The organism is Flagellimonas sp. (assembly GCF_965222555.1).
In the GTDB taxonomy this organism is placed as follows: Bacteria; Bacteroidota; Bacteroidia; order Flavobacteriales; family Flavobacteriaceae; genus Flagellimonas.
Window position 1 is genome coordinate 129,673 of the sequence record NZ_CBDCUG010000003.1, and the last position, 12,886, is coordinate 142,558.

General features: G+C 39.6%; 10 protein-coding genes. 8 read left to right on the forward strand and 2 right to left on the reverse strand.

Annotation, left to right across the window (positions count from 1 at the left end; translation table 11 throughout):
* Positions 1 to 26 precede the first annotated feature (26 nt).
* The 8 genes from ACOQO1_RS04075 (at position 27) to ACOQO1_RS04110 (ending at position 10,586) form a co-directional block, all read left to right on the forward strand.
* The gene (locus ACOQO1_RS04075) at positions 27 to 1,568 is read left to right on the forward strand and encodes a sugar porter family MFS transporter (protein WP_420601581.1); all 1,542 of its coding nucleotides are present in this window, start codon (positions 27 to 29) and stop codon (positions 1,566 to 1,568) included.
* A 20-nt stretch (positions 1,569 to 1,588) separates the two neighbouring features.
* Positions 1,589 to 5,050 carry a hypothetical protein gene (locus tag ACOQO1_RS04080; protein WP_420601582.1) on the forward strand — a complete coding sequence of 1,154 codons (3,462 nt, stop codon included), beginning with the start codon at positions 1,589 to 1,591 and terminating at the stop codon, positions 5,048 to 5,050.
* An 18-nt stretch (positions 5,051 to 5,068) separates the two neighbouring features.
* Entirely contained in the window at positions 5,069 to 5,878 is an 810-nt protein-coding gene (locus tag ACOQO1_RS04085) for a hypothetical protein (RefSeq protein ID WP_420601583.1), read from the forward strand.
* Between the two features lie 8 nt (positions 5,879 to 5,886).
* Entirely contained in the window at positions 5,887 to 6,357 is a 471-nt protein-coding gene (locus ACOQO1_RS04090; RefSeq protein WP_420601584.1) for a glycosyl hydrolase family 17 protein, read from the forward strand.
* Positions 6,358 to 6,367: 10 nt separating this feature from the next.
* Positions 6,368 to 7,363 carry a glycoside hydrolase family 2 TIM barrel-domain containing protein gene (locus ACOQO1_RS04095; RefSeq protein ID WP_420601585.1) on the forward strand — a complete coding sequence of 332 codons (996 nt, stop codon included), beginning with the start codon at positions 6,368 to 6,370 and terminating at the stop codon, positions 7,361 to 7,363.
* A gap of 65 nt (positions 7,364 to 7,428) precedes the next feature.
* Complete coding sequence (locus ACOQO1_RS04100) at positions 7,429 to 8,856, forward strand: MFS transporter (protein ID WP_420601586.1); 1,428 nt, start codon at positions 7,429 to 7,431, stop codon at positions 8,854 to 8,856.
* A gap of 33 nt (positions 8,857 to 8,889) precedes the next feature.
* Positions 8,890 to 9,777, forward strand: coding sequence for a glycosyl hydrolase family 17 protein (locus ACOQO1_RS04105; protein ID WP_420601587.1), 888 nt, complete (start codon positions 8,890 to 8,892; stop codon positions 9,775 to 9,777).
* A gap of 197 nt (positions 9,778 to 9,974) precedes the next feature.
* Positions 9,975 to 10,586, forward strand: coding sequence for a hypothetical protein (locus tag ACOQO1_RS04110; protein WP_420601588.1), 612 nt, complete (start codon positions 9,975 to 9,977; stop codon positions 10,584 to 10,586).
* Positions 10,587 to 10,875: 289 nt separating this feature from the next.
* Here ACOQO1_RS04110 and ACOQO1_RS04115 read toward each other — a convergent pair whose 3' ends face one another.
* Positions 10,876 to 12,036, reverse strand: a complete 1,161-nt coding sequence (locus ACOQO1_RS04115) for a cellulase family glycosylhydrolase (protein ID WP_420601589.1) — start codon at positions 12,034 to 12,036, stop codon at positions 10,876 to 10,878.
* Positions 12,037 to 12,042: 6 nt separating this feature from the next.
* Positions 12,043 to 12,876, reverse strand: coding sequence for a glycoside hydrolase family 16 protein (locus ACOQO1_RS04120; RefSeq protein ID WP_420601590.1), 834 nt, complete (start codon positions 12,874 to 12,876; stop codon positions 12,043 to 12,045).
* Positions 12,877 to 12,886: the final 10 nt, after the last annotated feature.

Genomic DNA, 12,886 nt, shown 5'->3' on the forward strand with positions numbered 1-12,886 from the left:
AATAGAAACCGTCAAAACAAAAAAATATGGAGACCAAAGATGCTTCTTTAAAAATGAACAGGTCATATACAATTTTGATAAGCCTTGTTGTTGCGCTTGGAGGATTTTTATTGGGTTTTGACAGTGCGGTAATTTCTGGAGCTGTAAAGGGTATTACCCAATATTTTGAAATGACGGATGCCATGTTGGGCTTTTCCGTGGGTTGTGTCATTTTTGGTGCAATGGCCGGAAATCTTTTGGCGGGCCCCACAGCGGATAGGTTTGGAAGGAAGAAAGTGTTGATAGTTGTAGCGGCTCTTTTTGCCATTTCGGCAACGTGGTCCGCTTTGGCGACAAGTTATACGGAATTCATTATTGCCCGCATCATTGGTGGTATAGGTATTGGCGGGGCCATTTTAATAGCGCCCATTTACATTGCGGAGATAGCACCTCCTAAGCTGAGGGGAAGCCTGGTCTCTTTCAATCAGTTGAACATAGTTATTGGAATTTCAGTAGCCTATTTTTCCAATTATTTTTTGGTGAATTATGGAGATGAAAGCTGGCGATGGATGTTAGGGGTTGAAGCAATCCCGGCCTTGATTTATTTTGCTTCACTGTTTTCGGTACCTCGAAGTCCAAGATGGCTGATTCTTAAACTGAACAAAGTGAAACTTGCGCGTAGGATACTACAAAAAATTGGAGGTGAGGAATATGCAGAGCTAACTGTGGCAGAAATTCAACGGGGACTCGAAAAGAAAGAAAAAAAAGGAAAACTATCAGACTTGTTCAAGAGCAAATATGCCACCATAATGATTATAGCGCTGGGCATTGCTTTTTTTCAACAGATAACGGGAATCAATGCGATCTTCTATTATGCGCCCACAATTTTTGAACAAGCCGGAGGTAGCACCGATTCTTCCTTTTTACAAGCCATTGTGGTGGGACTTACCAATTTGGTATTTACTTTGGTTGCGATCTGGTTAATAGATAGATTGGGCCGGAAGCCTTTGTTGCTCCTAGGAACCGGATTTATGACCATTGCGTTATTGATGGCCACCTTGGCGTTCAACAATGCCACCTATAGTTTCACTCATGAATCCTTGGAAAAAGTGGGGAACCCACAAATTCAACAGGTGCTTGCCGGTTTTGAAGGAGAGTCATATGAGAGTCAATCCGAATTGTTTGATGCGGTTGGTAAGAAGTTGAAACCCGAACTGTTTCTAGGCTTCAAAAGAAACGAGATAACCAATTTCATCAATGTTAATGCTAACTTGGTACTGATAGCCATATTACTGTATGTGGCGGCATTTGCCATTTCGTTGGGTCCGGTGATGTGGACCTTGATTTCCGAAATATTTCCAAATAAAATTAAGGGTATAGCTATCTCGGTGGTAGGTTTTTTCAACTCTCTGGTCAGCTTTTCCGTAACACAGGTATTTCCGTGGGAGCTGTCAAATTTAGGCCCCACTATGACTTTTGCACTTTATGCACTGTTATCATTGCTCGCTTTCTTTTTTGTTTCCAGATATGTGATAGAAACCAAAGGAAAGACATTAGAGGAAGTTGAACAGTCCTTGATAAGGACTTAAAATATGAATTACAACCAAAAATGACAGAAGAATTTATAATGCAGGATTTTACAGCAAATAACATTAAGGAAATGGAATACGTGGAAATCGCGAATGAGCGCTATTTCAAAATTTCCAATAGCGATACTTTACGCCCTTTCTTTATGAGTATTGTTAGCGATTCTGACCATTGGATGTTTATCTCCAGCAATGGAGGGCTCACAGCTGGCAGAAAGAATGCTGAATATGCCCTGTTCCCCTATTATTCTGATGATAAGATAACGGAATCCAGAGAGATAACGGGAAGTAAAACTATTTTCAGAATCAAAAAAGGGAATGAATCCCAGCTATGGGAGCCATTTTCAGATAGGATGGAAGGCATGTATCACGTGACCAGAAATCTATATAAAAATGTTTATGGCAATAAGATCGTATTTGAGGAGATCAACCATCATCTGGAACTCACATTTAGATATCAGTGGTGCTCCAGTGACGCTTATGGATTTGTAAGGCAGTGTACTTTGGTAAATGATGGATACGGCGCGGTTAACATATCCATATTGGATGGCATCCAAAACATTTTACCTTATGGAGTGGGAAGTGAGCTTCAAAACAAGCAGAGCAATCTGGTCGATGCCTATAAACGAAGTGAGCTTGTCACGGAATCTGGTCTTGGGATTTACGCATTGAGTGCAATAATTGTGGACAAAGCAGAACCAAGCGAGGCCCTTAAAGCTAATATGGTTTGGTCGATGGGATTGGAAAACCCAAAACAAATTCTGTCTTCTCTTCAGTTGTCAAACTTCCGAAAAGGAGCTGAAGTTCAGCCTGAATATGATGTAAAGGCCGAAAAGGGGGCATATTTTAACCAGGTGGAACTAACCTTGGAACCTAAGGAGGAAAAAGAATGGATGCTTGTGGCCAACGTCAACCAAAACCATTCCACCATTGTAAAAATTTCCAAGGAGATTCAGAAAGATGAAAAGCTATATGAAAAGGTAAAACAAGATATTGAAAAAGGGACCCAACATTTAATCCAATTGGCAGCTGCTTCGGATGGATTGCAGATGTCCCGGGATAAACTTCGTGATACACGTCACTTTTCCAATACCCTCTTCAATATAATGCGGGGCGGGATTTTCGATAACAACTATGAAATTGAAAAATGGGACTTCTCAAATTATGTGGCTAAAGCCAACAAAGAAGTTTTCGAGACTTCAAAAACACTGATTCAAAAACTTCCGGATAGTTTTTCCCTTTCAGACTTACGGAACGTGGCAAATGGGAGCATGGACATGGATTTTAAGAGGCTTTGTTTGGAATATATGCCACTTATGTTCAGTAGAAGGCATGGCGATCCAAGTAGGCCCTGGAATCGGTTTTCGATAAATACAAGAAACGAGAATGACGGTTCCAAGATTTTGGACTACGAAGGCAACTGGAGGGATATCTTTCAGAACTGGGAGGCCTTGGCACATTCTTATCCCGAGTTTATTGAAAGTATGATCAATAAATTCTTAAATGCCACCACTTTTGAGGGGTATAACCCTTATAGGGTTACCAAAGATGGTTTTGATTGGGAGATTATTGAACCCGACGATCCTTGGTCCTATATTGGTTATTGGGGAGACCACCAGATTATCTACTTATTGAAGTTTTTGGAATTTCTCCAAAACCATGAACCTGGAAGATTGGAAAGCTATTTCAACCAAGATATGTTTGTCTATGCCAACGTTCCATATGTTATCAAAAGCTATGGTGACATTTTGAAAAACCCTAAGGATACCATCCTTTTCAACCATGATTTGGATTCGGAAATTAGAAAGAGAAGGGGTGAACTTGGAGCCGATGGAGGGTTGTTACAGGACTGTAACCACAATATTTATAGGGTCAATTTTATAGAGAAGATTTTAGCCACGGTACTGGCAAAACTATCAAATCTAATTCCTGAGGGAGGTATTTGGATGAACACCCAGCGCCCAGAATGGAATGATGCCAATAATGCTCTTGTAGGCAACGGGGTTTCCATGGTTACGTTATATTATTTAAGACGATTCTTGAATTTTTTCCAAGATGTATTGGAGGAAGCTACAATGGACAATATTGGAGTTTCAGAAGAACTTGTCACCTTTTTTAAAGCTGTGTCCGACACACTCATTGAGAATAAGCAATCATTATCAAACAAGATTGATGACAAGACCCGCAAGCAGATAATGGATGGTTTGGGCCAATCCGGTAGCGAGTACCGCGCCAATATTTATGAAAATTCCTTTACTGGCAACAAACAGGATGTTTCAACTAAAGACCTAAGACAATTTGTGGAGGTAAGCCTTCAATACCTGGAGCATTCCATAGAAGCCAATAAAAGGGCAGATCATTTATATCATGCTTATAACCTAATGACTGTTGAGGACAGTGATGAGGTGTCCATCTCGTACCTAAGCGAAATGTTGGAAGGCCAAGTAGCGGTGCTAAGTTCTGGTTATTTGTCTTCCACGGAAGTACTTGCGGTTTTGGATAGTCTAAAAAACAGTAAGTTGTTCAGGGCAGATCAGTATAGTTATCTACTCTATCCCAATAAAGAATTGCCTTTGTTTTCAGAAAAAAACAATGTTCCGGAAGAATCAGTGCTAACAACCAAACTGCTGCCACAACTACTCAAGGATGGTAACCATCAAATAATTGAGAAAGACAATCACGGAGAGTATCACTTTAATGGAAATTTTAAGAATGCCAACGACCTTGAAACTGCATTAACCGAGCTTTCAAAAACTTCATATGCCAAATTGGTTGCATCTGATAAAGAGCGCATACTACAAATTTTTGAAACTGTTTTTGATCATAAATCCTTTACGGGTAGGTCAGGTACTTTTTATGGTTATGAAGGATTGGGTTCCATTTATTGGCATATGGTTTCCAAACTTTTACTTGCAGTACAGGAGTGCTGCTTAAAAGCTATATCAAAAGGAGAGAGCGAAGAGGTTATAGGAAGGATGTTGGAGCATTTTTATGAAATAAATGAAGGAATTGGTGTGCACAAGCCACCATCGTTGTATGGAGCGTTTCCAACAGACCCCTATTCACATACACCAGCGGGGAAAGGTGCTCAACAACCTGGAATGACGGGACAGGTGAAGGAAGATATTTTGAGCAGATTTGGCGAGTTGGGTGTATTTGTAAAAGATGGGATGCTGGCTTTTAATCCATGCTTATTAAGAAAGAATGAGTTTTTGGCCAATTCCAAAACCTTCAATTATGTAGATGTAAATGGAAAGCAAAGGCAATTGTTACTGGAAAAGGACTCACTTTGTTTTACGTATTGTCAAGTACCTATTGTTTATATTCTGGCAGAAAATGACCAAATAAAGGTTGTTGCCGGTGACAACAGTTCCACAATATTTGAATCCCTAAACCTTGACAAAACTATTAGCACACAAATTTTTGAAAGGTCGGGAGAGGTCACACTGATTATTGTTAATCTAGACAAGTCCAAATTAAGATGAGAATTATAAAATGATGGTATGAGATCAATCATACAAATATTTATGGTAACAGCGATTTTGGTAGCGCACCATTCTTGTAAAGAACAAAGGATAAAAGAAGAACAAAAACAATCCCAAACAAAAAGAGAAGTGACAGCTAAAGATATTTTAGGCAATCCAGATTATTTGGCCATTTCCTATGGAGGTTATAGGGAAATTACCCGAAAAATTCAACCAACAATAAATGAGCTCAAGGAAGATATGAAGATTCTATCGGCCATGGGCATAAAGATTGTTAGGACCTATAACGTACAATTTCAACAAGCATCCAATTTACTGAAAGCCATTGATGAACTTAAAAAGGAAGACTCAGCCTTTGAAATGTATGTAATGCTTGGCGCATGGATAGATTGCAAAGATGCCTGGACTGCCAATCCAGATCATGATGGAGAAAGTGACCAAAACATAGGGGAAATCAGCAGATCGGTAGCACTTACAAATCAATATCCGGATATCGTAAAAATCATTGCTGTGGGCAATGAAGCCATGGTAAAATGGGCATGGAGTTATTACGTAAGACCTGGAGTTATTCTAAAATGGGTAAATCACTTGCAACATTTGAAAAATGAGGGAAAACTTCCAAAAGATTTGTGGATAACCAGTTCAGATAATTTTGCCTCGTGGGGTGGTGGAAGCAATGAATATCATGTAGAGGACTTGGAAAGTTTGTGGAATGCGGTCGATTATGTATCCATGCACACATATCCAATGCACGACACCCACCACAACCCAATTTTTTTGGGGAATAAACGAAGAAGAGGAAAAGCTGTCCAAAACCGAAAAAAATAGAAGCTGCTATGCTGCGCGCTAAGGAATATGCGGTGGCACAATACAATAGTGTGTCCGATTACATGAAATCTTTAGGTGTAAATAAACCTATTCATATTGGCGAAACAGGTTGGGCCAGTTTTTCTAACGGCCATTACGGTTCCAAAGGTTCCAAGGCCACCGATGAATACAAAGAGGCCATTTACCATAAGCACATGAGAGCATGGACCAACAAAGCAAAGATTTCTTGTTTTTATTTTGAGGCCTTTGATGAAAAATGGAAAGATGCCAAAAACCAAGGGGGGTCTGAAAATCATTTTGGACTTTTTACTATTGATGGAAAGGCAAAGTATGCACTTTGGGAACTTGTGGATAAAGGCAATTTTAAGGGCTTAACCCGAAATGGAAATCCGGTTACCAAAACATACCATGGAGATAAGGAAGAATTGATGAAGGATGTTTTGGAACCTCCCTTAAAAAAAGAAACTGTAGCGAATTGAAGTAAGTGTGATGCTAAAAAAAATATCGATTATAGCATTGATCATGATTGCACTGGCCTGTAAAGGTCATGATGCAGAGGGTGTAGTAGCCAATTCTGGCCGAAACCTTATGGTGAATGGTAACCCTTACCTCATTAAGGGAATCTGTTATCATCCAGTTTCAAAAGGGAGTACCAAAAGAAGTTTTGAAACCTTGGACACGGATTTGGCCCTCATGAAGGAAGCCAGAATCAATACCATCAGGGTTTATGAACCCATAGATGATATACAAGTATTGGATGCCATCCATGAAGCAGGAATGAAGGTAATTATAGGGTTTGGTTATAATCAAAATGGAAAATATGATATCCTTTCAAGGTCGTTTATAGACTATGTGAAAAAATACAAAGATCATCAGGCCATTTTAATGTGGGAACTAGGTAATGAGTATAACTATCATCCGGAATGGTTTGGCGATGATATAAACAACTGGTATCAAACTTTAAATACATCCGCGGAGGCCATACATGAATTGGACAAAACACATCCTGTTACAACAGCGCATGGAGAACTGCCCGATGCCCAGGCACTAACCTCTTGTCCTAATATAGATGTTTGGGGATTGAATGTATATCGATGGGATGATCCCACGGAGGTTTTTGATCGATGGAAAACTATCAGTAAAAAACCTATGTACCTATCTGAAGCAGGAGGCGATAGTTACATGACAATTGCTAAAAAGGGTTATGAAAAAGGGATTAACCAGAAAGCGCAAGCAGAAGCCAATGCAAACATTCTGGATGCGGTTTTCAACAATCAAGATGTTTGTTCTGGGGTAACGCTCTTCTCTTTTACCGATGGTTGGTGGAAAGCAGGAAAGCCTGATACACAAGATCCAGGCGGATGGGCACCTAACAGTAGCGGTGTACCCTATGATGGAACACCGAATGAGGAATATTGGGGTATTGTGGATATAGAAAGAAACAAGAAATTGACTTTTGAAGTGGTGAAGAATAAATACCGATAGCCGTGTTTAAAAAAGCATGTAAGGCCATCACGGTCTAATAGATACAACCAACTAAATAAAAAATTATGAGCAACACAGAGAGTTTACCTGCGGACAAAGTTTCCTTTGGAGCTAAAGTAGCTTTTGGAATTGGTATGCTGGCCAATCAGATGTTTCCTGCCGTATTGGGAATCTTTATGGTGGTGCTGGTTCAAGATTTGGGATTTCCAGGATGGATGTGGGGAATATTGTTCTTCCTTCCTAGAATATTCGATTCCATTACCGACCCGATCATGGGTTTCATTTCCGACAACACTAAATCCCGATGGGGCAGACGAAGGCAATACGTATTTCTGGGAGCAATTATAATGGGAGTGTCATTTGTGATCATGTGGCAATTGTATAGGGAGAATGGTATCGATTATAATTTCACTTATTTTCTACTATGGTCTTTTGTGTTCTATTTGGGGTTGACCATTTTCAGTGTTCCCTATGTGGCCATGGGTTATGAAATGAGCAATGATTTTCATGAACGAACAGATATTATGGCGGTGGCCCAGTGGATAGGACAATGGGCCTGGGTAATTGCCCCATGGTTTTGGGTGATTATGTATGATAAAGGCTGGTTCGAATCTGCCGATGTGGCAACGCGTGACCTGGCAATATGGGTTGGAATAGTCTGTATGGTTTTTGCCATGGTTCCCGCCATATTCTTAAAAAGCAAATCAACAATTGATGCGGATTATGCTCCTTTGACTCTAAAAAACATGGGGGGGAGTTTAAAAGAGATTTTAAACGGATTTAAAGAAGCATTTAAATCAGAGCCTTTTAGAAAACTATGTATTTCTACCTTTTTCATATATAATACATTTTATACCATTGCCAGTTTTTCATTTTTCATAGTGGTGTACTATTTGTTTAATGGTGATGCCAGTGCGGCAGGAATATGGCCAACACTTTTTGGAAGCATAGGAGCTTTAGTGACCACCTTTTTGGTTATCCCAATCGTAGCTTGGATGTCAAAAAAGATGGGAAAAAAGAAAGCCTTTATCCTCTCACAGTCCATTTCAATTTTGGGATACATTATGCTTTGGTTCCTTTTCATACCTGGAAAACCCTATATGTTCATTTTCGCATTGCCCTTCTTTTCCTTTGGAATAGGAAGTCTATTTACATTGATGATGTCAATGACTGCAGATGTTATCGATTTGGATGAATTGAATACGGGCTTACGGAGAGAAGGTATTTTTGGGGCCATTTACTGGTGGATGGTCAAATTTGGTTTTGCTATAGCGGGATTGTTGACAGGAACCATTATGACTTTGGTAGGTTTTGATCCTGAGGCCGCAACACAACCTGAAGGAGCCATTACGGGATTAAGGGCTTTCTATTCTGGTTTTCCAATTTTGGGGACACTGGTGGCCATTTACGTAATGCGAAATTATGATGTTACCGAGGAGCGTGCCGGCGAGATAAGGGCTGCACTTGAAAAACGAAAAGAAGAAGTAAAATAAACCTAATCAATAATTTCTAAAAACGGAGATATTATGTCTTCAGGAAGAAAAGAAAAATTTTTGACCTTGGCCGCTCTTGATTATAGTGGCAAGTCGCTAAACCAACTTAAGAAATTATGTAGGCAGGTTCTTGAGGATGGTATGCATGGATTATGTTTTAGTCCATATACGGAAAATCAGAAACCTGGCGTTCAAATTACCGAAGATCAGATACGCCAAAGAATGGAAATCATTCAACCTTATACAAAATGGGTGCGTTCTTTTTCCTGTACGGAAGGTAATGAGATGATACCCAGGATTGCTCATGAATATGGAATAAAAACGCTGGTCGGAGCCTGGTTGGGCGAGGATGGGGAAATCAACAAGAAAGAAATCGAAAACCTTATTGAATTGGCCAATGAGGGTTATGTGGATATTGCAGCAGTTGGTAACGAGGTTTTATACCGTGGAGACTTGACTGAAGATGAACTGCTAAGTTATATAAACCGAGTGAAAACCGTAATTTCGGATATCCCCGTGGGTTACGTTGACGCGTATTATGAGTTTACGGATCACCCGAGAATTGCAGATGTCTGCGATATTATTTTGGCCAATTGTTACCCATTTTGGGAAGGATGTGATATGGACTATTCCTTGTTATATATGAAGGATATGTACCAAAGGGCACTTAAGGCAGGTAATGGAAAAAAAGTGATTATAACAGAAACTGGTTGGCCAAGTAAGGGAACCAATCTAGAAGGTGCATTTCCATCCTATGAAAACGCACTGAAGTATTTTATGAATGCTCAAAAATGGTCTAAGGAAGAAGACATTGAAATATTCTATTTTTCCTCTTTTGATGAATCATGGAAAGTTGGGGCAGAGGGGGATGTTGGCGCCTATTGGGGGCTTTGGGACAAAAATGGCAAGCTCAAGTTTTAATAACAATACATTAATCAACCCTAAATAATCAATGACTCATATAATGGAGCAATGAGTAAAAGTAATAGGGGTTAATTTTCTTTTTACTTGACTTACAATTCTTTTGCCTATCCGCTGCCATTTCACAGCACATTTGAAGTAACTTTGTAAGGAAAGAGCAGTACACCAAAAACTTTAATTTTTTTCTTACCAGGGAAATGGGCGAATTTTTTAAGGCCGAACTAAAAGATCGTTTTTTGCAATATGCGTTGGAGCGCAGGGATTATTTTGAGACCCAAACGCTTTATGATGAATTTCTCCGGCCAAATTATAATCTGAGGTTTGTAGAGAAATTGATTAGGGAAATTAGGGAGTATGACCCAACATTGTTGGATGTGATGGGCGGAAATGGGGCAGAGATTTTTATGTTGGCTTCAACACCCAAAACCCATTTGTTCATTGAAGAAGGCGGGTTTAAAGACATGCATGTTAGGGAAGAGGAGAAATGGGACGTTTTCTTTGATCAACTGTCAAGCAATCGTAAGCTTTCCAAAAATGAAAAAGTACTGCTCAAAAAGAATTCATCATCCCACAAAAAGGAGAAAACGTTGTTGGTTGTTCTAATTTCTGCCATTGCCATAAGCTTTTTGTACACCCTTTTTGGCATTATAAAAGGCGCTTTGTTAGAGCCAGAATATGTTCCTTTGGATGAATTTGAACGAAAATTGGAGCAAGTCCGCCTACAGCATATTCAAGAAAATGAGCGATTGGCAAAAGAACTGGAAAAAGCTCAGATTAGTATAGATTCCCTATTGAAAGAAGCACAATAGCTCCCGACCCATTTTTTAACCAATTATAAGCTGTATTTCATATGCTTTATTAGACACAATTTCCCAATATAACACCCATATGGCAAAAAAAATATCAGAAGTAGTATAATTATAACTGGAAATTAAGCTTCTAAGTATTTAAATTTGACTGTAGTAAAATCTAAAAGTTTAGTTTTTAGTTTAGTTTGAGTTAGTAATAAAAAGGTTAGCTGTAGCAGCTAGCCTTTTTGTTTTTATCTTCTAATTTCGGTTGAAGTTTGTGAGGGTGGGAACACTCATCAATTGTGGTTTATTTCCCAATGGTTTTTTTAATAAAGTGTACCTCTTCACTGGAAAAAGGAGTCCCATCTTCCCTAAAAATATCATGGAACCAGACTTCAGGTTCGTTAGGAAAAGGATGTTCCCAACTACGCCATGGGTAAATGGTGTTGCTCTTGCCATTGACCAACCCCCAGTTATAGGCAGCCACTTTGTGTTTTTTAAATATGGGGAGTATGGTTTCAAAAGTGGAACCTGCTGTGCGTGCCATGTATTCTGTGCATATTAATGGACGGCCGGAGGCCGACAACAGCTCAACCATTTTTTCAGTGATTTCGGGACCATAATAGGAATGAAAATTAATCACATCTGAATTTTCATAACAGAACTTGTCGATAGCATCTAATTTGTCAAGGTCCAGCTCTCCAGCTCTCCAGACATCGGAGCATATGGGCTGACTGGGGTTGATTTCCCTCGCCCATGCAAATGCCTTTTTCAGCAGTTTTAATGAAAACTGTTCCTTGTTTTCGAGCTCAATGTCCCCATAACTAGCTTGGTTTGGATTTGCAGGTTCATTGTACAAATCCCAAATAAGTACTCTGGAATCTTGTGCATACCGTTCCATAGTTTGCTGTACATAGGCCTTCAAACTGGTTTCATGTGATTCTAAATCCTTCAATATGGCAATACCCGGACTTTGAACCCACCCTGAGTTGTGTACACCTTTGGTAGGCTCGGGTTGCTTGCCAGATACAGGATTGGGGTGCCAAACATCATCAAAAAAGATAAGCATGACCCTTATGTTATGCTTCTTGCATATCTCTAAAAATTCGTCAACTCTTTCATAAAAACCAGTTTTGTCCTCTTTCCATGGCAGATAATGTAGAAATACACGAAGGGTATTAAAACCCAAATCCTCGGCCCAACCCAGTTCTTTGTCTATAAGTTCGGGTGAAAATGTGTCCTCTTGCCACATTTCAAGTTGATTAATAGCATTGGAAGGCGCAAAATTGCAGCCTACCGGCCAATCGAGGTCATTATACCACTGATTGGCACGCTCCGCTGTCCACTGACCTTCCGGCTGTGGAGTCTTTGGAGATGCTTTTTTCTGTTTTTGGTTACAGGAGATTAATAAAAATGAGATTGCTAAAACCCATAAGTGTCTGGAACCTTGTTCAAATATTGTTTTCATGGCTTGCTATTGATATACTTTTACCCAATCGATGATCATGTTCACCGGAAGCTGTTCAAGATCTACATCCCCAACCCATGAGCCTCCTAATTGTTGATCGATCAATATATAAAAAGGCTGATCAAAAGGCCATTGACTGGAATCAACCCCATCTACCTTTGGATAGGTGAATGTTGGCTTTCCATTTAGGGTGTATACCAGTTTATCCGGATACCACTCCAATCCATAGGTATTGAATTCTTCGGTATTTACAGTGGTGGTGCCATAATATTGGGGATTGTCTTTTTGTTTCAACTCCAGTGTGTAGTAGGAATGTGTGGTTTGGTAGATGATATCATCAAAATTAAGATGTTCCATAATGTCTATCTCACCATTTCTTGGATAGGCACCATATCTGTTTTCGTGAGAAAGCATCCATATGGCGGGCCAAGCTCCTTTTGCCGATTCCAGTTTGGCATGTATTTCAATTTTGCCATATTGAAAGGCAAACTTACCTTTCGTATAGATTCCACCTGTTAGATACGTTCTAGGGTCAGATAGCGTATCGTTATTTTTGATTCCGATCAAATGGAGTTTTCCATCTTTCCAATCAAAACAACGTGCATCCTTATCGGTCATTTGGTCATTCCAGTCGGCTTTTCCCTGAGGGATTTTCGTCCATTTGCTACTATCAAGTTCAGAACTGTTGAAATGATCTTCCCATACCACCTTCCACTCTTTGCTAGAACCGTGTCTTTTTTGGATGAAAATATCGGGATCAGAACTTGTCTGTTTGGTTGGACCGCAAGCAAACCCAAATAATATTAGGAAAAACAATACAATATTGGGTTTTCTTGTCATCTATGGTCGT

Coding starts and splice junctions, on each gene's coding strand:
- ACOQO1_RS04090 (WP_420601584.1), top strand. CDS start 5,887: ATGCTGCGCGCTAAGGAATATGCGGTGGCACAATACAATAGTGTGTCC.
- ACOQO1_RS04080 (WP_420601582.1), top strand. CDS start 1,589: ATGACAGAAGAATTTATAATGCAGGATTTTACAGCAAATAACATTAAG.
- ACOQO1_RS04095 (WP_420601585.1), top strand. CDS start 6,368: ATGCTAAAAAAAATATCGATTATAGCATTGATCATGATTGCACTGGCC.
- ACOQO1_RS04085 (WP_420601583.1), top strand. CDS start 5,069: ATGAGATCAATCATACAAATATTTATGGTAACAGCGATTTTGGTAGCG.
- ACOQO1_RS04120 (WP_420601590.1), bottom strand. CDS start 12,876: ATGACAAGAAAACCCAATATTGTATTGTTTTTCCTAATATTATTTGGG.
- ACOQO1_RS04115 (WP_420601589.1), bottom strand. CDS start 12,036: ATGAAAACAATATTTGAACAAGGTTCCAGACACTTATGGGTTTTAGCA.
- ACOQO1_RS04100 (WP_420601586.1), top strand. CDS start 7,429: ATGAGCAACACAGAGAGTTTACCTGCGGACAAAGTTTCCTTTGGAGCT.
- ACOQO1_RS04110 (WP_420601588.1), top strand. CDS start 9,975: ATGGGCGAATTTTTTAAGGCCGAACTAAAAGATCGTTTTTTGCAATAT.
- ACOQO1_RS04105 (WP_420601587.1), top strand. CDS start 8,890: ATGTCTTCAGGAAGAAAAGAAAAATTTTTGACCTTGGCCGCTCTTGAT.
- ACOQO1_RS04075 (WP_420601581.1), top strand. CDS start 27: ATGGAGACCAAAGATGCTTCTTTAAAAATGAACAGGTCATATACAATT.